Origin of the sequence: Haloterrigena salifodinae (genome assembly GCF_003977755.1) — an archaeon.
Lineage (GTDB): Archaea > Halobacteriota > Halobacteria > Halobacteriales > Natrialbaceae > Haloterrigena > Haloterrigena salifodinae.
In genome coordinates, this window is the sequence record NZ_RQWN01000005.1 from 229,433 (window position 1) to 250,993 (window position 21,561).

Consider the following 21,561-nt stretch of genomic DNA (forward strand, 5'->3'; position numbering starts at 1 on the left):
CGAGGAGTAACTCCTCGAGTACACGATGACAGATCACCAGCAGTCCACCCAGGAGTCGACGGAACGGCTACAGCAGACGACGATGAATCAGGGCCAGGAAGCCCTCGAGCAGGCGATCGATCTCCAGCGGAACATGGCCCGGATGGCCCTGAGCGCGATGCAGTGGCAGGATACGGCCCAGCAGCAGGGCCTCGAGATGACGAAGTCGATGATGCAGGGGTTCCCGGGCCAACAGTTCACCCAGTCGATAATGCAGAGCTATCTGCAGAGTCTCGAGGCCGTCATGCCGGAGATGGAGCGCGCGATGGAGAAGGGGATGCAAGCCGCCGCCCAGCCGGGGAGGGAGATGGGCCAGCAGATGGAACGGGCCGGACAGCAGATGGAGCACGCGAGTCAGGGCATGGGCCAGCAGGGGATGAGCGGTGGCATGCAGTCGTCGGACAGGGGCGGTCAGCAGATGAGCAGACAGCAGATGGGCGGCCAGCGGTCCGGCGGTCGGACGGGCGGCCAGTGGAACGCGCAGGAAACCGGCGGTCGGATGTCGGGCCAGCAAGCGGGTGGTCGACAGATGGGCGGCCAGCAAGCGGGCGGTCGACAGATGGGCGGCCAGCAAACGGGCGGTCGACAGATGGGCGGCCAACAGATGGAAGGGCAACGGATGGGCGGTCAGCAGACGGGCGGTCGTGGCCAGCAATCGACGCAGCAGCAGTATCCGGAGACCGGCGAGTGGGTTTCCCAGGAGCGGACCTACGGCGGCGAGGCCACCGGAACGATGGGACAGCATCAGCCCCAGCAGGCGATCGGAGGCGAGCAACCGACCCAGCGCTCACAGGGGGGACGCGTCGACACGGAGACCGAACAGGGCCGGCGATCCGCGACGCCTACCCAGAGTCCGTCCGAGATGCAGGGCCAGTACGGCCGGCAAGATCGCGGCACCCAGCCGTCCCAACAGGAGCAGGGACGACACCAGCCGCCGCAGCGAACCGACCAGCGGACGCAGGCCCAGCCGTCTCAACGGGACGCTCGCCAGCCGAGTCAGGGTCGACACGAGCAGCGACAGCGGGGTCGCGAGTTCGAACAGTCGAGCCAGCCGCAGTCCCGGCAGGGCCGGTCTCGAGAGCAGTACTCGCAGCGAATCGACACCGACCGGCGCGGCGGTGACCGCGGCCGGCGGCGCCAGTCGACCGCACAGGATCAGGGCCACCAGGGCGGGTCACAGACCGGGGAGTTCGGAGCACGAGGATCTGACGAGTTCGAACCGTCGGCAACCGACGCGGAACGCGGCTCAGATTCCGACGAGATGCCACAGGACGACATGGCACTCTCGGCTGAGCGAAGCGACGACGAGGCTCCCGAGGACACCGAGAACGAATCGCTCGAGGAGGCGGAGGAATAGCGATAGCGGTCGCGAGTCCCGGTTTGCTCGAGCGCCGGCGCGGTGACGCCACCGCGGCGGGCGATCGACGGAGCGGGTCCCCAGTGGCGAGAGGGGCCGGAAAAACGGTACGACTCGAGGATCGACCGCGAGGGCTCAGCGAGGATGGGTCGGGCGGGGGCGGCTAGCGAGTGTCGTTGTCGGAGTCTCGGTCGTTGTCGTCGCCCAGCAGCGAGTCATCGTCGTCATCGTCGCCGATGAGATCGTCATCATCGTCGTCGCCGATCAGCGAGTCGTCGTCGGTACGACGATCTGTGTCGTCGGTACGTCGATCGTTGTCGTCGCCGATCAGCGAATCGTCGTCGTTATCGTCGCCGATAAGGCCGTCATCGTCTGATCTGCGGTCATTGTCGTCACCGATCAACGAGTCGTCATCGTTGTCGTCGCCGATGAGGCCGTCATCGTCTGATCTGCGGTCATTGTCATCACCGATCAACGAGTCGTCATCGTTATCGTCGCCGATGAGGCCGTCATCGTCTGATCTGCGGTCATTGTCGTCACCGATCAGGTCGTCGTCGCCGCGATCGGTACCCCTGTCTGTGCCGGGCGTTCCGGCGCCGGAATCCGTTTCGGATGCGCCGACCGCCGTGTCGCTCGTCGTGGTTCGGTCCGTGTCCATATCCGTCGTTCCGCCAGCGCTGGTCGCACCGCCGCCGGCGCTGCCGGAGAGATCGCTCTCGAGGCGGACCGAGTCGCCGGTGACGCGAGCGACCGAGCCCTCCTGGAGCGGGTAGGTGTCCTCGTCGGACCCGCCCCAGCCGAGTTTGGCCTTGATCGTGTCCGTAATTCCCGGATCCGGTTCGACGTGTGCGGTACCGTGTTCGACGTCCGCGATCAGACCGACCTCCTCGCCGTTCGCGTTGACGACTGTCTTGCCGATGTCGTCGTCGGTAAACTGTGGGGACATTGCAATAAACTAGACACCAAAGAAAAGGATGACAGTGGTGCTTGCGGTGGCTTGCGGTTCGAGTCGTGACAGTCTTCGGTGACGGACGAGCGAACCCGCCCTCAGGCGTCGAACTCCGGCTCTCGGTCCTCGAGGAAGGCGGCAACACCCTCCGCGTGGGCGTTGGAGGTACGCGCCTGAACCTGCAGCAGGTTCTCGTGGTCTAACGCCTCCGACCAGTGGCGAGCCATGTTCTCGTGCATGGCTCCTTTCATCAGGCCGATAATCTCCGTCGGGCGCTTGCGGAGTTGCTCGAGGGTCTCGTCGACCCGGTCGTCGAGGTCCTCGGGTGGAACCGCCTCGTTGATCAGGTCGAGGTCGGCTGCCCGCTCGGCGTCGAAGAACTCGCCGGTGAACGCGAGCTTCTTGGCGGCTCTGAGGCCGACGATGTGGGGGAGCATGAACGTCCCGCCGGTGTCGGGAACGAGGCCGATCCGAACGAACGCACAGGAGAAGGTCGCGTCGGCGGCGGCGTAGGCGATATCCGCTAGGGCGACGATCGACAACCCGGCGCCGATGGCGTCGCCGTTGACCTTCGCGACGATCGGCACGGGACACTCGAGCATCGCCTCGACGACGCGACCGAAGCTCTCCTCGACCTCCGTATACGCCTCGCGGGCCGACGCCGGCTGTTCGGCCAGCGCCTCGAGGTCGCCGCCGGCACTGAAGGCCTCGCCCTCGCCGGTGAGGACGATTGCGTCGTACTCGTCGGGCGAGGCGTCCTCGATCGTGTCGGCCAACGTCGCGGCAATCTCTTTCGTCACGGCGTTGAGCGCCGCTGGTCGGTCGAACGCGATCCGGAGGATATCGTCGTCGCTGTCGACGTGCATACTCGAGAATCGGCCGCCGGTGCTATAACAGTAGTTGGTACTCCGTCACGTGTGAGCGGCCGAGATTGCGAGACGGCACCACCGCTCGAGAGGCTGGCTTCGCGAGGGGCTCGAGCGACGTCGGACGCTCTGCCGGTCAAACGGCGAAAACCGTGTGATGCTGATGCGAAAACATCGAGTGCCACCGGGAGCAGCCGGCGGAACCGCGAGTCAGCCGGCAGTATGACCTGCTCAGTTTGTGGGCACCGGCGGGGCCACGGTCTCGTCCTCGGAGACGTTCAGTTCGGAGGTGACGAGCGCGCGATACGCTCGGCGCAGCCGCTCGGAGAGCGCCTGGTGGGAGATTCCGAGCTCTTCCGACAGTTCCTGCATCGAGACCTCGCGGGGGATCTCGAAGTAGCCGTGATCGATGGCCGCGACGAGGGTCTCGTACTGCCGGGCGGTGAGGCCGCACTGGCTCTTCGTCTCTTCGGCGAGATCGAACAGGCGGACGATCGTCGGCGTGACGCCGGCTTCGTCGAACCGGTCGTAGAGCGAGCTCACGCTCTCGCGGTCGGCGAACCGAATGCTCAGCAGCCACGTGCCGCTCGAGGCTGAGGCGCTCAGTACCGTGCCGCTCTTCTCGAGGATCAGCTCGAAGATGTCGATGGTGTCCGGTTCGAATTCCATGTCGTAGAGCCACCGGTCGTCCTCACTGTTGATCAACGTGTAGGAACCGATTGCCGAAGCGTCGTCCAGCGCCGTCTCGATATCCTCCTGAGACGGGCCCGACAGCCAGAGGCCGTGACCGCTCGAGGCGATCACGCGCTCCATTTCACAGGTCAGTGAGGGGACCGCCTCGAACAGCTCGCCGGTTCCGGTTCCGTCGGCCGGAATCTCGATGTCTGCGATCGATGTCATGAGTTCAACGTTGGGTACTACGGGGATCCCAATAACCCCATTTCCAAAGAAATTAGCGGTGATGAAGCCGAATTACAGGATATATGATATGTGCTGCAAGCAGCTCTTTCATCTCCTATTATCGGCTCGTCGTCAATACCGCCGCACTGACCCGACGAGCGCCTGAACCAGCGCGACCACGACGACCGTACTGATCAGTAGCGCCAGCGCGATCGGGACGATCGCCTCGAGACCGCGGGCGATCCGCAAGACGTCGATGCGCGTCGGCATCGTCCGCGGGTTGTACGCGACCATCATCGTGGCGCCGAACTCGCCGAGTGCCCGCACGAACGTGAGGACGATCCCCGCGGCGATGGCATTTCGCGCCAGCGGCAACGAGACCAGGCGGACCGTCTCGAGGCGCCCGTACCCCAGCGTCCGGGCGGCCTCCTCGACGCGCGGATCGACGTCGTCGAAGCCGGCGCGGACGGTGACGACGAGAAACGGCGCGGCTACGAACGTCTGGGCGAGGACTACGCCAGCGTAGCTGTCGGTCAGCGGAACGCCGAGGGCCGCTGCGGTCGAACCGATCGGCGTGTACCGGCCGACGACGGTCAGCAGCATCACGCCGCCGACGATCGGCGGCAGGACCAGCGGGAGCAAGACGGCGGCCTCGAGGAGGCGCTTACCGCGAAAGCTGGCCCGCGAGAGGACGTAGGCGAGCGGGACGCCGAAGATGGTCGCGATGGCCGTCGAGATCGGTGCCGTCACCAGCGACGTCCTGATCGCATCTTGCGTGGCGGGATCGGCGAGGCCGCCGATCACGTCGACCGAACCCACCTGCGCGAAGAACACGGCGAACGGGACGACGAAGTACGCGAGCAACACCGCGCCCAGCAGCGCCGGGACGGCCATCCCGCCGTTCAGGCGCTCGAGACCGCTTCTGAATCGCGAGTTCGCATCGTCCGTCCGCGCACCGGTATCGGTCACGGCTCGATCGCCTCCGGCACGTCCCCGTTCGATCGCGGGAGCGTGTCGACGACGCGCAGTCCCCGTTTCTCGAGTAGCGCGGACTCCTCGAGCAGGAAGTCGACGAATTCCCGGCCGGCGTCGGGGTTGTCGGCGTCGGCTCGAACCGTGGCGCTATAGATCGCTGGTCGACCTCGTGCCGTGTACCCCTCGTCGGTCGTGTACGTCGCCGTCGCGTACGTCTCGGCGTGGGTTGGATCCCCGAAGTTGTACGCGTCGGGCAACTCGAGAAACGACACGTCGTGATCGACGGCCATGTTCCGGTAGGCGATCGCACAGGCGCGATTTCCGGCTTCGACGCCGGTCAGCAGCTTCGACTCGTCGGGCTCGCGGGAGGCGGTATCGAGCATTGCCTCGCGAAACCCCTCGAGATCGTGTCGACGCTCGGCGAGTTCGAACAGCTGGGCGGCCCGGTAGCCGAGCGGGTCCAGGTCGGGATCGCTGATCGCGAGGTCGTCCGCACCGGCGTCGACGATGACCTCGTACCACGGCTCGTCCCCCGCGAGTCGGCCGCCGAGGGCCGTGTCGGGATCGTAGGCGATGCCAACCTCGTTGGCGGCGAACTCGACGTCCCAGTCCGTCCGCTCGGGGTAGAGCCGGTCCCGCAACAGTTCGGTATCGGCGCTGACGACCACGTCCGGGTGTTTGGTCCCCTCCTCGATCATCCGCATCACGACGGTCGACCCGTGGTACTCGCCCTGATAGCTGCGCCCCGTCTCGGACTCGAAGGCCGGACCAACCGTCTCCTCGAGCGCGACGGCGAGGCTCCCGGCCGAGAGAACCCGCACGCGGTCGGCCGTGCCGAGACAGCCGGCCGTCCCAACGATGCCTGCCGCCGTCGCGCTCGCGGCCGCGAGAAACGCCCGGCGACTGCCGTCGGGCGATCCGACACCGCGTTCCGTCCGGGGGTCGTCAACGCGAGTCATTATACGTCTCACTCGAACCCGGCCATCAATATAATTGGTTTCAGTTCCTATTTTGCGGGAACATAACCGAAATTGGTTTCTCCATCGGATGGCGGTTCGTCGATCCGCGGTGACGGTAGCTCGATCGACGGTCCGGCTCCGTTCGCCCCCGTCGGCCGGCGGACGGAAACTCGGTTACCCGCGGTTGACGAGCGGATCGAGTCCGCGAATCGTCTCGACGATCGTTTCGAGGTCGTCCGCGCCGCGGCCGACGACGGGGCCGCCAACGGCGCTCGGGTCGCGGTCGCCAACGAGAACCGTCGGCAGCGGAGCCGCCGAGAAGCCCTCGACGACGACGAACGCGTAGCCCCGCGCCTCGAGGCGCTCGAGCGTCTCCGCGAGCGCTCGCAGTTCCGGATCGTCGGCCTCGCCCTCAAGTAAGGCATCACCGTCGGGCCGGTCCGGCGGATCGCGCTTGCCGCGAGTAGTGACGTCGAACGTGAGTTCGGGGGTGACGCCGACGACCGTCTCGGCGCCCGCGGTCCGGTGGCGGTGGGTGTCGGCGCCCGGCGTGTCGATCTCGATGTCGTGGTGGATCGACTTGACTGTCGCGACGCGGCCGTGATCAGCCAGTCGCGGTACGAGCCGTTCGACGAGCGTGGTCTTCCCCGAATCGCTCGGGCCGGCGAGACAAACGACGCGAAACGGTGGCTCCTGACTCATCTCTGGTACGGCCGCTTCGAGGGACGAACGGAAGACTCGTTCGACCGCTGACGCCCGCCGCGGGTGCTGTCGTCCTGGTCTACGGTGGCGATGGCAGCGACGGTAGCGATCACCCGAACTGTGGCACGAGACGGGTGGAGGTCACGGCGTAACGGCGCTGCTACTCGAGACCGGTCGGTCGACGACTCTTCTCGACGAACGCCCGCTGCGAGGCCGCTGTCGCCGTCAGTACGGACCGTCGCGGTCGCCCATCGGCATCTCGGCGTTGCCGGGCGAGGGGGCGGAGGTCTGCGATCCGTTCGAGCCGCAGGTTCCACACCGGAAGTCGCCATCACCGCCGCCGGTGAGCCCCTCGGTCGGGGACGGCGGCACCTCGGGGAAGACGTCCGGTTCGATCCCGAACCGGTCGGCGTCGGCCTCGACCAGCGCCACCACGAGATCCGCGAGCGCCCGATAGAACGGGTCGTCTGCGTCGTCGCGGACCGTCTTGCGGAACCTCGGGACCCAGCGCCCGAGGTGGTCCTCGAGGAAGTCCGCCTGGGCGTTCGAGACGATCTCGACGCCCTTCTCGTCGCCGGTCTTCCCGAGGTAGGCCGTCTGTAAGGCCAGGTGGGAGACGAACTCGAGTTCGATACAGAGGTGGTCGACCCGCTCGCGGTTGCCGTCCTCGAGGTCCAGGTCGAACGCGCCGTAGAAGCCGGCGATGTCGGCGAGCGTGTCCGTGTTCGTCACGAGCGAGCCCGAGCCGTACTCGACCTCGTACTGCTGGATCTCGCCGCCCTGCTCGAAGCCGAACAGCGCGGCGTACGTCGAGTAGCAGTCCTCGATCTCGTCGGCGCCGTCCGGACTCAGGTCGGCGACCGTCTCGGCGTGCTCGCGGAGGTCGTCGTCGCCGATCGCCGCGGCGGACTCGACGAGTTGCTCGTCGAACTCGGCGGAGCGCAGCGCCTCGCGGAGGTCGTCGGTCGGCCGGTCGAACGCCATCGACACGAGCTTGTACAGTCGCGCGCGGTGGACGTGGTGGTCTGGTCGTGACATTGGTGTGAATCTGGGTGGGTTCGGGTCGTTACGCGATGTCGAGCCGGTAGGCGTCGTGTTGGCTGTCGAAGCGGTCGCGCTGGTAGGTCGGTTCCTCCATCGGGACGCGGGCGACCGTGTGGCCGTTCTGGTCGTAGCCGATCGCTTCCTCGTCAGTCACTTCGAACTCCTCGATGCGCCACTCAGTCGATCCCATCAGATGCAAGGCGCCGCGGAGCTTGCGGTACTCCTCGTCGCCACGGCGGGCCTTCCGGTAGGTCTCCTGGGCCTGCTCGACGCGCGGGCCGAACATCTGCTCCAAGTAGTCCGTCGGGACGTTGATCGGCGGGATGTAGTAGACGTTGGGCTCGAGTCCCAGCTGCGGGTACAGCGGGAGCGCGACCTCGGCGTCGTGGACCATGTAGTCGACGGGCGCGGCGGTGTTAGCGTTCTCGGGGGTGTTGACCCAGCCGTGCATCCGGATCTTGCCGAGACAGTTTTCGAAACACTGCGGGACGAGTCCCTGCTCGACCTTCGGGTAGCAGCCGACGCACTTCTGGGAGTTCTGCGCGACCGAGTTGTAGATCGACTTCCCGTAGGGACAGGCCCGGACACACTCCTGGAAGGCCTGACAGCTGTCCTCGTCGAGCAGGACGATACCGTCCTCCTGGCGCTTGTAGATCGCCTGCACGGGACAGCCGCCGGCGCAGGCCGCGAACGTGCAGTGGTTGCAGACCCGCGGGAGGTAGAAGAACCACGTCGGGTGGTGGTCCTCATCGATGTGGGTGTCCGATTCGACCTCCTGGCCGGTCGGCTCGTCCTCGCCGAGGTTCGGCTGGGCCCAGTCCTCGTCGTCGGGACGGAAGCCTTCGATCCCCTCGCTGTGCATGGTCTCCGGATCGTCGTCGATCGCCATCGACTCCCAGTCGAAGTCGCGGGCCTCGAAGATCGTCTTGCCCTCGTAGACGCCGTCCGAGCCCCACTCCTGGACCCCCAGTCGGTCAAGAATCTCGACGTCCCACTGCAGCGGGTAGGAGCCGTAGGGCTTGGTCTCGACGTTGTTCCAGAACATGTGCTCCTGGCCCTCGTTGTTGGTCCAGGTCGTCTTACACGACAGCGAGCACGTCTGGCACGCGATACACTTGTTCAGGTCGAACACTGCCCCCCACTGTTTCTCCGGACGCGCTTCCGTGTAGGGGTAGTCCATCTCGCGGCCGATCTGCCAATTGTAAACTTCTGCCATTGTGAGTTACCTCAGTCTGATTCGCTCGTGAAACCGCCCTCTAGGTACTGTTTCATCCGGTCGTTCTCCTGGGTCGGCCGGACGCCCTCGTCGACTGGTCGCCAGTTGCCCTCGGGCTCGCCGTCCTCGTTCACACCGCCGTCTTCGGCCTTCTCGATCTTGACGAACGACTCCTTGGGCGCGCCGTTGGCGGCGTGGACGTCGGGCTCGAAGCCAACGTCCATGTTCTGTCCGAGCATGTCCTTGCGGGGCATCGAGTCGGTCAGCCAGGTCCGGCGCAGCCACGTCGAGGTCATCGACTGGTGGCCGCCGCTGCGGTACATCGACACGTAGTTCGTGTCCTCGGACTGGGCCTTCCCGTCCTCGCGCTCCTGCTGGGCCTTGTAGGACTTGTGGGAGGTCTGGGTCACGTTCATCCAGCTGCGGGTGACCCCCCGCGGAATGCTCGGCTGGTAGCGGATCCGCATCATCGCCCGCGTGTACTCGGTCTCCTCGTCGTCGGGGTCGTAGCCCGGGAACGGACGGTCGGAGGGGTCGGCGTCGACCCACACGTAGTCGCCGTCCTGTAAGTCCTCCTCGCGGGCGTCCTTGGGATTCATCTCGACGTACCCCTCGCCGATGTACGGCTTTCGCTTGTCGAAGGTATCGCGCTCCGTCTTGCGACCCTGGTCGCCGTAGTTGCTCCACCAGACCGCCATCTCCTCGAGGTCGGCCCCGAAGGTGTGGGTCCCGTGGCGGTACTTCGGCGTCATGTAGACGTAGTCGTAGCCTTCGTCGAGGTCGGTCAGCGGGTGGCTGGAGTCGGTCAGTTCCGACGGCGACTTCACGACGTTGCGGACCTGTCGGTCGTTGGTGTCGCGGGCCTTCTCCTGGCTATCCCAGCCGCGGTCGTCCGGCGTCTCGGGCGCGACCACGGGACTGTCGCTGTCGTCGACGATGACGTTCGGCTCGTAGGGCGTCGCGTCCATCGGCTCCCGGTGGAGGGGGATGTGTTCGCCGGCCTCGGCGAACTCCGCTTCCTCGCGGAAGAACTCGAGGCGGCCGGTCTTCGTGTACCAGGGCTGGGAGTCCTGTGTCTGCTCGTTGCCGACGTGCTTGGGGTAGGTCCGGGTCATGATGATCGCCGGCGTCCCCTCGCGGGCGTCCTCGAGTAAGTCCTCGATGTCGTAGCCCTTGACGGCGTTCGAGTGGTCGAAGATACGCTGGATGTACGGCTTGGCCTGGTACTCTTCCTCGTCGATGAACGCCCAGTAGTCCTCGAAGCGACTGTCGCCGGTGAGTTCGGCGAGCTTCTCGGCGACGCCCTTGTAGTGTTGGGTGTCGTTTAAGGTGTTGTAGATCCGGTCGATCTCCGTCTCCGGCATCGTCGTGATGAACGGGTTCGTGACGGAGGCGGTGATATCGTGGACGTGGTGTTCGGCCCACGAGTCCGCCGGGAAGACGATGTCGGAGTACTCGCAGGTCATCGACCACCACCACTCGTTGGTGAAGAAGGCCTCGATCTTCCCGGTGCGAAGGGCCTTCTCGATGATCTTGTAGGTCCCCTTCGCGTTGCCGAGGATGGAGTTCGACCCCGACACCCAGATCGACTTCGTGGGCGTGTGCATGTGCGAGTCGCCCTGGAAGTACTCGCCGTCGACCTTCAGCGGCTTATCGAGGTTCGTATAGAAGTGCGCCGAGTGGGCGTCCCAGCGCTTCTCGGTCCTGGCCGGCTCCTCGGGATCGAGTTCGACGTCGAACGGGTCCTCGTTGGCGTACTGACCGACGCCGTTGAAGTACGCCATCCGGTAGTTCCCGGAGTAGGAGCCGACGTTCCCCGTCTGGTAGCCGACGTTTCGCGTCAGCGACGCCAGCAGGAACACCGCGCGGCCGTGCTGGTCGGCGTTCGCGTAGTGGTTCGGCCCCATCCCGGTCAGCAGCATCGTACTCTGTTGGTTGTCCGCGAAGTCCTGGGCCAGGTTCTCGATCGCCTGCGGATCGGTTCCCGTGACTTCGGCGGTCGACTCGAGGTCCCAGGTGCCGACGAGGTGTTCTTTGATCAGGTCGAACACCGTCCGCACTTCGACGGTCTCGCCGTCGGCCAGTTCGATCTCGAACTCGCCCTCGATCGTCGCGGGAACGTCGAAGTCGTCGCCGATGTCGTCGCGCGTGACCGGCTCGAACTCGCCGCTCTCGGCGTTATGGACGACGAAGTCGCCCCACTCGCGGCGGAGCTCCTCCGTGATGACCTGGTCGTCGATGTTCGTCACGTCGACACCGGGGCGGTCCGCGTCGTCGGCGACGGCGTCGGTCTTCTCTAAGTCCGCAGGCTCGTAGTCCGCGGACAGGTCGCTGGCGCGGAGCAGTTCGTTGTCGTCCATGCGGACCAGCAGCGGGAGGTCCGTGAACTGCCGGACGTACTCCTCGTCGTAGAGCTCCTCCTCGATGAGCACGCGCGCGGCGCCGAGGAACAGCGCCGTGTCCGACGCCGGCCGGACCGTGATGAGTTCGTCACACTTCGAGGCCGTCGCGTTGTAGTCGGTGAAGATCCCGGTGACCTTCGACCCCTTCAACTTAGCCTCGGTCAGCCAGTGACAGTCGGCCATCTTCGAGGTCAGGTAGTTGATCCCGTCGAGCACGATGTGGTCCGCGTACTCGATGCTCGCGAGGTCGAAGTCGACCGTCTGCTGGCCGGTGACCATCGTGTGGCCCGGCGGCAGGTCGGTGTGGAACGAGTAGTTGTCCAGCCCCATCGCGCCCAGGGCCTCGTCCTCGCTGACGTCCCGGACGTAGTTGTCCAGCAGCGCCATCGAGTTGGCGTTGCGGTACTGGCCGAACAGCTTGATGACGCCCAGTAGCGGCATCCCGCCGCGGAACTTCATCGTCCGCACGCCGGCGCCCTGCGTCTCCTCGACGACGCGCTCGTCGTAGCCCTGCTCGAGCAGCGACTGCATCCCGCTCTCGCCGCTGTAGTGGTCGGCGAGTTCGAGGAACGTGCGAGCGGCGTACTCGTGGGCTTCCTCCTGTGAGACCTCGACGAAGTCGTCCTCCCCGCGCTGGGCATATTCCTCGGGCATCGAGCCGTGGGAATCGCGCGGGAAGCCGTCGTCGACCCACTGCTTGAAGCCCTGACGGATCATCGGGGCCTTGACGCGGCGCTCGTTGTAGAAGCGCTCGACCATCGCCAGCCCCTTGTTGCAGACGCGGGGGTCCCACCGCTGGGAGGCCTGGTTGCCGTCGAGGTCGGTCGCCTCGCCGTAGTTCATCGAGGGACCCAGCCGCGTGATCTGGCCGTTCTTGATCGTGGCCTCGAGGTAGCAGTTGTGGGTGTCGTTGGGCGTACACGTGAGCATGTAGGAGTCGTCGGGCTCCCAGATGTCGCGGTACTTCTGGTCCCACTCCTTGTTGGGGTACTCCTCGAGGGGGTTCATCGGTCCCTCGCCGTCCTCATCGGCGGTTTCCTCGCCGGTCAGCCGCCGGTAGCCGAGGAAGCCGAGGCCGGACGCGCCGGCGATACCCGCCGCCGCGGCGCCGAGTTCCCGACGGGTCAACTCGAGCCCGTCGGACGCCTCGTCACTCATCGTACCACCCCGCACGTCGAGTGCGAGGGCTGTCGCCAACTGAACCCCTCAGTGAGCGGTTCGGATAGCGCGGATCGTCCGTGGGTCGTCCGTATGCCATCACGGTCGATACTCGTATACCCATTCATTAACCAGACCCGCCCGTTCCCACGCGTTGGGGACGCTGCGGCCGAAATCCTCCGAATAGTGGGTCTTTAAAACGGGGCGAATGGACGCCGGAATACCGTTCGAACCGACGGGCCAGTCGCGGGAGAAGCAATGGCGTCGTTCTCGCCCAGAACGCGCTGCGGGACCCTCGTCGCAAAGGGACGTTTCGAAGCGATACAGTTCGGTCGCGATCGGTCGCCGTCGCTGTCTCGCGGCCTGTACTCAGTTACCGACCGCCCCGACCTGAGAAAAACCTATTAGCGTACGTGTCAAAAGTTAAATTATGTCCTCCACAACCGCTGGCAGAGACGACGGATCAAACGACGAAAAATCGTGGCTCGACCGACTCATCGATCTCCTCTGGATCCTTCCGTGGCCGTGAGGCGATTTCGCGTCGGTCCCGTTCGCCCGCACCTCGAGCGACAACCGTCGGCCGCCCTCAGGTCGCCGGCTCGACCGTCGATCCGCCCGTCGCCTCGAGTTCGACCAGCCAGCCGTCGTAGCCCAGATCGTCGACGTCGGTCCGCTCGAGCGAGCGCCCGTCGCGGGCGAGGCTCTCGTCGACGACGTCGACGAGGTCGTCGGGATCGCCTCGCAACACCACCGACACCGGCTCCTCGTCGACCACGCCGAACTCGGTGACTACCTGCCGTTGGCAGCTCTCGGGGGGCAGCCCGCGCAGGTCGACCGCGTCCTCGGGAACCGCCGGCCCGCCCTCCGTCTCGACGAACTCGAGGACCGTCTCGCGGAGCGAATCGATCGCGCGTTCGCCGGCTGTCGCGGGGTCGGCAAAGGAGCGCGCGGTCGGCTCCCGCAGCGCCGAATCGAACGGGACGGGGTCGATCTTAGCGTAGGCCGCCTCCGCAACGTCCTCGGCGAGCGTGTCGTCGTCGAACGGCGTCGTTTCGCCCTCGGCCGCGCCGACCATGTTGGGGACGACGCCGATCGACGGCACGTCGTTGGCCGAGTACAGCGCCGCGGTCCGCCGGGTCGCCCGCACGCACTCGTCGGTCGGCGTGGAGACCAGCAGGCCGCCGTCCAGTGGCGCCTGCTGGACGATCGTGTAGACGGCGTCGCCGATCCCCGGCGGCAGGTCGACGAGCAGCACGTCCCGGTCGTCCCAGGCGGTGTTGCCCAGCAGGTCCTTGACGACGTCGTGGACCATCGCCCCGCGCCACGCGACCGGTCCGTCCTCGGCGATCAGTTCGATGCTGACGACCTGAATGCCGTCGTCGGTCTCGACGGGCATCGGCTTCCCCGTCGGCGACGTCGCGACCGGTCCCTCGGCCTCGAGCAGGTCCGGCGCGTCGGGTGCGTAGACGTTCGCGTCGAAGACGCCGACGTCGAGGCCGTCCTCGGCGAGCGCCCGCGCGAGCGCGGCGGTGATCGTCGTCTTGCCCACGCCGCCTTTCGCGCTGCCGACGGCGATGATCGAGTCGACACCCGACACCGGAAGCCCGGTCTCGGGCGCGTCGGAGCCGGCGGCCTCGACCCGGACGTGGACGACGCCGTCGGTCGCCAGCCCGGCGCCCCGAAGCTGGTCTGTCAGCCGGTCGGCCAACACGCGACCGACCGGTTCGAAGTCGACGGTGAAGGTGACGATCCCGTCCGCGACGTCGACGTCCTCGATCAACTGCTCGCCGATCGGATCGCCGCCCATGATCTCGACCTCACGGACCCGATCGACGACCGCCCGCCTGATCTCCTCGTCCGTCCGCGGTGTCTCGTCGGTCATACCCGATCGTACGCGGCGGGCCGGTATTTCACCCGTCGGGAGTTCCCGCGGGGTGGGAAGAGGTGGCGATATCGACCGGACGGCGACCGCACTCGCAACGGCCTCGAGCCCGGTCTCGCCCGTCAAGCGACCGATTCAGTCCTGGCCGCTGACTCGCGGGCGCGTTCTCAATAGTATAGAACGGAGACGCCGCATTACGTGTGAAACGAGTGAAGATTACGTATGCCAACCCACCAGCGAACGTCGACGATCGACGCCGACTTCGAGACCGTCTGGGCGTTCTACGACGGCATCGACGAACCCGAAAGACTGACTCCGGACTGGACGGGTCTGCGAGTCGCTCGCGCGATCGGTCCCGAGGGGCAGCCCGGTCCGGACGGGTACCTGCCCGGGACGGAGGTCCACCTCGAGTTGCAACCGTTCGGTCTCGGCCCGACGAGCGAGTGGGTCGTGGAGATCACCGAGCGCGAAGTGTGGGACGGACGCGCCTGGTTCGTCGACGAACAGGTCGGCGACCGCGGTCCCTACGAGGAGTGGCGCCACGCCCATCGCTTCGCGGATCTGGGCGACGCGACGGTGGTTCACGACCGAATTACGTATCGAGTGCCCGGCGCCGGCGACCGTCCGCTGGCAACGCCGTTGCTCGCGGGGATGCTGTGGCACCGCCACCGGAAAACGCGTGCGCTGCTCGAATGACCGGCGCTCGGCCGTAGGCCGCCTCGAAACCCGAGGATTGCCCCCGATCGATCAGAACAGGTCGACGCGGATTTCGTCGGCCTCGAGGTCCGCGGCGAAGGCGTCGGCGTCCGTTTCGATCGGGTCGAAGGTGTCATAGTGTTCGGGCAGCACGAGGTCGGCTTCAACGCTCCGGGCGAAGTCCGCGGCCTCGCGGCGGTCCATCGTGAAGTGGCCGCCGATCGGCGGGACGAACACGTCGGCGGTGATCGACTCGTGGTGCGGGAGGAAGTCCGTGTCCGACGGGATGAAGACGGTCGTCCCCTCGAGGTCCAGCAGGAGGCCGATCACCTCGCCCTCGGCGTGGAACGGCTCGCCGTCCTCGTCGACGTGATCGCCCGCGGGATCGTTGTACGCGGGCACCGTCTCGACGTCGATCCCGTCGACGGTCACCTCGCCCCCGAGGGGTAGGTCGATCACGTCCTCCGCCAGATCGCTCGTGTCGACGGCCTCGTAGATCGCGACGGTCGCGTCGTCGCCGGCGACGGCCGCGATTGCCTCAGGATCGTAGTGGTCGAAGTCGTCGTGCGTGACGAAGACGACGTCCGCGTCCCCGGATTCGTCCTCGAGTTGCTCGCCCCACGGATCGACATAGATGACCGTTCCTTCGGCGGTTTCGAGACGCTTGCTCGCGTGGCCGAGCCGCTCGAACGTGATTCCCTCGTAGGTCGTTGCCATGGTCGTTTCGAACCCTACGTTGAGATCGCTCTTATAGCTCGGCGTCGTCGCCGCTCCGATGGCGTCGCGGAGCAGATCCGTTCGTTCGACGGCGAGGAACGCGCCTCGAGAGGACGGTCTCGACGGGGCGTTCTCGACGCCTCTCGGACGCGATTCGTCTCGAGGTCGTATCCTTCGAGTCAGTGCAACTGTTGCGCTCGTCGCCGACGCCGCGGCGCCTCGCTTAGTCCGCCGCTAAGTCTCGCCAATCGGCGCACCAGTCCCGTCGCCGGGTGGGTGTTCTGTCATTGGAATTATCGCGGAGTCTCGTTCGGACGCCGCGATCGTTTCGGATGGGATTACGCCGCTTATACGTAAGACCCCTCGGCAACGACGGGGTGCCGTGACTTCAGACGATTCACGTAGTTGGGGAATCGGTCGCAGATCGTATTTGAGTAGTCTCGCCGGGCTCGGGGCCCTTTCGATCGCCGGCGTAACGTCCGCACATTCGCTCGAGAACCATTACGGAACCGTCGTCGACGTAGCTGAAGCGGGCGCGGACACCGACGGTAACGAGTCCGTCACGCCCATTCTGCGGGAGCTCGTCGACGACGACACGCTCCTGAAGTTCCCCGAGGGTCGGTACTACATGGACGAACAGCTGCGGCTCACCGACTTCGAGAACGTCGGTTTCGTCGGCTACGACGCGACGCTCGTCCCGGCGAACTACCACGAGTTCGACGGACCACAGTATCGCCTGTTCCGGCTGGGGACCAGCGACAGCCCCGGCCGCGATCTGCGGTTCGAGAACTTCGACGTCGATCAGACCGGCGACGACACGGGGATTCGGGTCATCAGCGCCGAGGTCGAGGACGGCCTCTCCGTCCGGCGGGTCACGGTTCACGGCGTCCATGACAGCGGGACGTGGGGTCCGGCCCTGTTCAACGTCCTCGACCCCGACGGGCAGGGACACGTCTACTCCTTCCGCGCGTCGGACGGCGGCCTCCACGTCGACGAGACACCCAACGAGGGGAACATGTGGCGCGGCCCGACCGGCATCGTCGTCAACCAACACCACCACGGCACGCTCCTCTTCGAGAGCTGCAGCCTCGGCGGCTTCCCGGACAACGGGCTTTACGCGTCCAACGAAACCGGACGGGTCGGCATCGAACGCGGCTGGTTCGAGAACAGCGCCACCGCGTCGATCCGTCTCGCCGGAACGACCGGCGTGATCAGGGACGCGGTCGCCGTCGTCACCGAGGACCCCCACGACTCCAACGGCCAGCACGCGATTCGACTCGACGGCGGCGAGCAATTCGAGCTCGAGGGTGTCACCGTCGACACGCCGCAGCCGAACGGCGACGCGATCCGAATTATGAACGACGTCGAGAACACCGTGATCTCCGATTCGGAGATCACGGTCGGGCACCACCCGAGTGCCGGAATCCGGGTCGATCCCGCCGCCGGTCCGGTGACCGTCGAGAATACCGATATCACAATTCACGGTAGCGCCAACGCGGTCCGACTGCTCGGTGGAGACGGCGGCGGCGCCGATCTCGAGGACGTTCGGATCACCGGCGACGCAGCGGGGACCCGGAACCGCCACGCGATCTACTGCGAGCGCGACAGCTGTCGGTTCGTCGGCCTCTCGGTCGAACAACCGGGGGACGATAAGCGGCGCGGACTCGAACTCCGCGGCGAGGACTACGTCGTCGCCGACAGCGAGTTCGAGACGACGCACACGCCGATCGTCGTCAACGGCGGGAGCGGAGTGCAGATTGAGAACAGTTACGGCCGTTCGATCGAGGACACCTACTCACTTCGGATCACGAGCGACTCCGGATCCGTCTCGCTCGCGAACAACGACTTCCCGGACGGCGTGCGCGACGACCGGTAACGCGCGGTCAGTCGTCCTCGAGTGCATCAGCAAGATCGTCGGCAACGGCCGCGATCGCATCGCGGGCGCGGTCGACGTCCCGGAGAGTCATGAAGCCGTGAGGCATGTCCGTATAATTCTCGTAGCGCGTGTGTACGCCATCACGGACGAGCTGTTCGGCGTAGGATTTCCCGCCGTCCCGGAGCGGGTCGAAGCCAGCGGTGACGACCGTCGCGGGAGCGACGCCCGAGAGGTCGCAGGCGTTCGTCGGGTCGGCGTAGGGGTTGCGCCTGTGGATGTCGCTCCGGTAGTAGCATTCATTGAACCACTCCATGTCGTCCTCGTCGAGGACGATGCCGGCGTGCTCCCTGACGGACGGCTGGTCAGTTTCGATGCCGACGGCCGGATAGAGTAGCGTCTGATGATCGATTTCCGGACCGTCGCGCTCGACGGCCATGAGCGCCGCGACGGCGGCGAGCGTCCCGCCAGCGGAGTCGCCTGCGACTGCGACCCGACCGTTTCCGGCGACCGCGTCGGGGTTCGCGGCCGCCCACTCGACGGCGGCGAAGGCGTCCTCGACCGCCGCGGGGAAGGGGTGTTCGGGGGCGAGCCGGTAGTCGACCGAGAGGACGGCGCAGCCGCTCTCGCGAGTCAAGTGTCGACAGAGCCAGTCGTGTGTCTCGATACTTCCGAGGACGAACCCGCCGCCGTGGAAGAAGACGATCGTCGGATGCGGCCCGGACGCGGCCGGGAGGTAGAGGCGGGCGTCGAGATCGCCCGCGGGACCGGGGATTGTTCGGTCGATCGTCCGCCCGACGCTTGGGCCGTTTCGGTTCCGGAGCCGCATCATCGGACCGGTGAGACGCCGGAGGAGTTTCAGGCCGTAACGGTTGTGCGGCAAGGGGAGCCGCCCCTGGCGCTCGATCGCCGCCTCCGCCTGTGGACTCATCCTGTCAGCGTGCATGACGGAGCGTTCGGCGATCCGAACTAAGCCGTTTCGGTCGGCGAACAGTTCGAAGTCGAGTCGGACGCGCGGGCGGCGAAGTTGTGTCCGTGGTGCGGTCCACACCGAGGACGCGGTGAGCGGTCGCCGATCACTCGAGGTCGGCCGCGTCGAACCGCCGGTAGCCGATCGCCAGCGGGACAGCGATCCAACCGACGTACACCAGCGCAACGGTCCACGGCCGGAGGTAGACGGGGACATCGCCGTCGACGCGCGATTCGATCCGGAGGTCCGCCGGGCCGGCCTCGGCGAACGACACGTCCTCGAGGCCCAGCTGGACCATTGGACCGACATAGCTGTTCGTCACCTGATCGACGGCGAACCGGTAGGCCTCGAGGGGGTTCGCCTGGTACAGCGCGAAGTACCAGGCCTCGACCTCGACCCCGGGACGGGCACCGGCGGCGAGGTAGTAGATCCCGACGGCGAGGGCCTCCCACATCACTAACAGCAGGATGAAGATGCCAACGGCCCACGCGAGGGCGGTCCCCCGCGAGGCCGTGGCCGCGGAGATGCCGACGGCCAGCGCCGTAAACGTCACACCCAGTCCGATCGTCAGCCCGGTAACCTGCGCGAGTTCCACGACCGAGACCTCCCCGACCAGCGGCACGCCGAGGACGGTCACGACGAGGAACCCGACTAGGATCGTTGCCGCGACGACGACGCTGCGACCGACGACCTTGCCGGTGACCACGTCCGACCGCGAGAACGGGTAGCTCAGGAGGACGCGCAGGCTCCCAGACCGTCGCTCCCCGACGATCGCCATGTAGCCCGCGATCAGCGCGATCAAGGGGACGAAAAAGATCACAAACTGCCCCATCACGGCCAGCAGGTCGCTCATCGATCCCTCGCCTGCGTCCCCCGAGACGTAGCCAACGAGCAGGAAGAACGCGAGGAGGCCGACGAAGCCGCCGGTGATCGCCCACAGCAGCTTCGATCGGACGACGTCCTCGAAGTCCTTGCGCGCGACGTCGCGCCACGTGACGGTCATCCCAACACCCCCGAGAGGCGACCGTGGCGGTCGTCGGCTGCGGTCTCTTCCTCGCGGACGATATCCACCTCGCCGTCGGTGTAGGTCGCGAACACGTCCTCGAGGGCAACCGACGACGCGTCGACGTCGAGCACCTCGACGTCCGCGTCGAGGAGTCGCCCGATAGCGCGTGCCTTCGCGCGCGGATCCGCGCAGGTCACCACGAGTCGGTCGTCGTCGTACTCGGCGTCGGCGACGCCGTCGATCGTCGATAGATCCGCGTCGGGTTCGTCGGCGAGCCTGAGGTACAGTTCCGAACGCGCTCCGATGGCCTCCTGGAGCCCGTCGATGGTGTCGACCGTGATGAGTTCGCCGTCGTTGAGGATGGCTACCCGATCGCAGACGGCCTCGACCTGGTCGAGGTCGTGACTCGAGAAGAAGACGGTCGTCCCCCGCTCGGCCTCGGAACGGACGAGTTCGCGCATGGTCCGGATACCGTTGGGGTCGAGCCCGGCTACGGGTTCGTCGAGCACGAGGAGGTCCGGATCGCCGGCCAGCGCCATCGCGAGCGCGAGGCGTTGTTTCATCCCCGTGGAGTACTCGCCGACGCTCCGGTCGGCGTCCGCGACCGCCAACCCGACGCGCTCGAGCAGTTCCCCGGGCGTCTCCTCCCCGTCGGCCCACCCGAGGGCGAGCTCGAGGTGGCGCCGGCCGGTCAGCCGCTCGTAGAGATCGATCCCCTCCGCGAGGACGCCGGTCCGGGCGCGGATTGCCTCGCTCCCGGCTCGCGTGTCCATCCCAAACACGGACGCGCTGCCGGCGGTCGGCCGCACGAAATCGAGCAGCACGTTGATCGTCGTCGACTTCCCCGCGCCGTTCGGACCGAGGAAGCCGAACACCTCTCCCCGTTCGACGACCAGATCCAGCCCCTCGAGGGCGACCTCGTCGCCGAAGCGCTTGGTCAGACCATCCGCTTGTATGGCTGACATGTGTCGAACTGTTCACTCGAGGAGTCTTAAATAAGGGGCACACACCCAAGTATACTCACCAATAGCGGAGTTTAGTGGATTATTTTGATGCGAACGTATCGACGTAATTCACGATCTCGATCGTTGGTCATCGCATAAGCAGGCCACGACTGTTGATAGCATGTCTTCATTATTAAATGATGAATTCGGTAACCAAATCACAGCAGCCTGTAGATCAGCCCAGCGCCAGTTCAAATTTGAGAAGTCCTCTATTCACTCGTGTCTGTAGTTGGGAATACGGTTTCTTTATTCAGAGTGTAGCGTGAAACTCGCAGTAAGTACAGGTGAAGCACGTATCATTCAGTACAGCGCGGAGAACAACAAAATTTTCCACAAGTAGCTCCAGAGATAGCGTATGAAAGGGACAACGCAGGCGTTTCTCGTCACCATAATTGGAATCCTTGGTGCTGTAATCTTTCTTGGATTGACTGTGTATCCATTCCAGTACGGTTTTGTAGAGAGTTCTATTTTGGCCGGTCTCATCGTCCTTTTTTCCCTCTTCCAGTTCGTGCTTGATGAGGCAGACATCTGATACTTCGCGGTGTAAACTCGGAGCATCACGATAGATTCGCATATGTACTGAACGGGAGTTTCATCTCTACCGCTGAATAAAGAAACCGTGTTGGGAACGACTGGTATGCATACTCTTCGCTTTCCAACTGTTCCTGTAAAATTCCGCGATACCCATGAGTGGCACTAACTATCGTTTGCGTTCCAGTTCGGAGGCCTTAAGTAGTGGTCAGCGGTTACAAATTAATACGCAGAAGATGAGGACCCTTCCCCTGCGGTCCGCCGTACAGAAGGGGTCTGATGTTAGCCTTGGTAGTTCGGTGACGCCCGATCGGT

At 65.6% G+C, this 21,561-nt stretch carries 18 protein-coding genes; 4 read left to right on the top strand and 14 right to left on the bottom strand.

All coding sequences use genetic code 11. The features are described from left to right. Nucleotides 1-25: 25 nt before the first annotated feature. Nucleotides 26-1,396, top strand: coding sequence for a hypothetical protein (locus EH209_RS21255; protein WP_126664810.1), 1,371 nt, complete (start codon nt 26-28; stop codon nt 1,394-1,396). A gap of 163 nt (nt 1,397-1,559) precedes the next feature. On the opposite strand, the gene EH209_RS21260 is transcribed toward EH209_RS21255, so the two are convergent. The 10 genes from EH209_RS21260 to EH209_RS21305 form a co-directional block, all read right to left on the bottom strand. Beyond that, nucleotides 1,560-2,342, bottom strand: coding sequence for a hypothetical protein (locus EH209_RS21260; RefSeq protein WP_126664811.1), 783 nt, complete (start codon nt 2,340-2,342; stop codon nt 1,560-1,562). A 101-nt stretch (nt 2,343-2,443) separates the two neighbouring features. Next, complete coding sequence (locus tag EH209_RS21265; protein ID WP_126664812.1) at nt 2,444-3,211, bottom strand: enoyl-CoA hydratase/isomerase family protein; 768 nt, start codon at nt 3,209-3,211, stop codon at nt 2,444-2,446. A 231-nt stretch (nt 3,212-3,442) separates the two neighbouring features. Then, nucleotides 3,443-4,111 carry a helix-turn-helix domain-containing protein gene (locus EH209_RS21270; protein WP_126664813.1) on the bottom strand — a complete coding sequence of 223 codons (669 nt, stop codon included), beginning with the start codon at nt 4,109-4,111 and terminating at the stop codon, nt 3,443-3,445. A 132-nt stretch (nt 4,112-4,243) separates the two neighbouring features. After that, complete coding sequence (locus EH209_RS21275; RefSeq protein ID WP_126664814.1) at nt 4,244-5,080, bottom strand: ABC transporter permease; 837 nt, start codon at nt 5,078-5,080, stop codon at nt 4,244-4,246. Then, the gene (locus EH209_RS21280; protein WP_126664815.1) at nt 5,077-6,045 is read right to left on the bottom strand and encodes an extracellular solute-binding protein; all 969 of its coding nucleotides are present in this window, start codon (nt 6,043-6,045) and stop codon (nt 5,077-5,079) included. Before EH209_RS21280 ends, EH209_RS21275 begins: the two co-directional genes overlap by 4 nt. Before the next feature lie 174 nt (nt 6,046-6,219). Then, entirely contained in the window at nt 6,220-6,747 is a 528-nt protein-coding gene (mobB, locus tag EH209_RS21285; RefSeq protein ID WP_126664816.1) for a molybdopterin-guanine dinucleotide biosynthesis protein B, read from the bottom strand. Nucleotides 6,748-6,972: 225 nt separating this feature from the next. Continuing rightward, nucleotides 6,973-7,785: a TorD/DmsD family molecular chaperone gene (locus EH209_RS21290; protein ID WP_126664817.1), complete on the bottom strand. Its 813-nt coding sequence runs from the start codon at nt 7,783-7,785 to the stop codon at nt 6,973-6,975. Nucleotides 7,786-7,813: 28 nt separating this feature from the next. After that, complete coding sequence (locus tag EH209_RS21295) at nt 7,814-9,007, bottom strand: 4Fe-4S dicluster domain-containing protein (RefSeq protein WP_126664818.1); 1,194 nt, start codon at nt 9,005-9,007, stop codon at nt 7,814-7,816. 11 nt (nt 9,008-9,018) lie between these two features. Further along, nucleotides 9,019-12,567 carry a molybdopterin-dependent oxidoreductase gene (locus EH209_RS21300; protein ID WP_126664819.1) on the bottom strand — a complete coding sequence of 1,183 codons (3,549 nt, stop codon included), beginning with the start codon at nt 12,565-12,567 and terminating at the stop codon, nt 9,019-9,021. A gap of 586 nt (nt 12,568-13,153) precedes the next feature. Next, the gene (locus EH209_RS21305) at nt 13,154-14,449 is read right to left on the bottom strand and encodes a P-loop NTPase (RefSeq protein WP_126664820.1); all 1,296 of its coding nucleotides are present in this window, start codon (nt 14,447-14,449) and stop codon (nt 13,154-13,156) included. 222 nt (nt 14,450-14,671) lie between these two features. On the opposite strand from EH209_RS21305, the gene EH209_RS21310 reads away from it, so the two are divergent. Then, complete coding sequence (locus EH209_RS21310; RefSeq protein WP_126664821.1) at nt 14,672-15,145, top strand: SRPBCC family protein; 474 nt, start codon at nt 14,672-14,674, stop codon at nt 15,143-15,145. Between the two features lie 51 nt (nt 15,146-15,196). Here the strand turns inward: EH209_RS21310 and EH209_RS21315 are convergent, their stop codons facing one another. Beyond that, nucleotides 15,197-15,862, bottom strand: a complete 666-nt coding sequence (locus tag EH209_RS21315) for an MBL fold metallo-hydrolase (protein WP_126664822.1) — start codon at nt 15,860-15,862, stop codon at nt 15,197-15,199. 430 nt (nt 15,863-16,292) lie between these two features. On the opposite strand from EH209_RS21315, the gene EH209_RS21320 reads away from it, so the two are divergent. After that, nucleotides 16,293-17,738: a hypothetical protein gene (locus EH209_RS21320; protein WP_126664823.1), complete on the top strand. Its 1,446-nt coding sequence runs from the start codon at nt 16,293-16,295 to the stop codon at nt 17,736-17,738. A gap of 7 nt (nt 17,739-17,745) precedes the next feature. Here the strand turns inward: EH209_RS21320 and EH209_RS21325 are convergent, their stop codons facing one another. From EH209_RS21325 to EH209_RS21335, 3 genes are all read right to left on the bottom strand, one after another. Further along, complete coding sequence (locus tag EH209_RS21325) at nt 17,746-18,681, bottom strand: alpha/beta hydrolase (RefSeq protein WP_126664824.1); 936 nt, start codon at nt 18,679-18,681, stop codon at nt 17,746-17,748. Between the two features lie 130 nt (nt 18,682-18,811). Next, a complete protein-coding gene (locus tag EH209_RS21330) occupies nt 18,812-19,708 on the bottom strand; it encodes an ABC transporter permease subunit (protein WP_126664825.1) in 897 nt (298 codons plus the stop codon). Further along, on the bottom strand, nt 19,705-20,676 hold the full coding sequence (locus EH209_RS21335) for an ABC transporter ATP-binding protein (protein WP_126664826.1): 972 nt from the start codon (nt 20,674-20,676) through the stop codon (nt 19,705-19,707). Before EH209_RS21335 ends, EH209_RS21330 begins: the two co-directional genes overlap by 4 nt. Nucleotides 20,677-21,070: 394 nt before the next feature. Between EH209_RS21335 and EH209_RS24280 the strand changes: the two genes are divergently transcribed. After that, nucleotides 21,071-21,247, top strand: coding sequence for a hypothetical protein (locus tag EH209_RS24280; protein ID WP_164722101.1), 177 nt, complete (start codon nt 21,071-21,073; stop codon nt 21,245-21,247). Nucleotides 21,248-21,561: the final 314 nt, after the last annotated feature.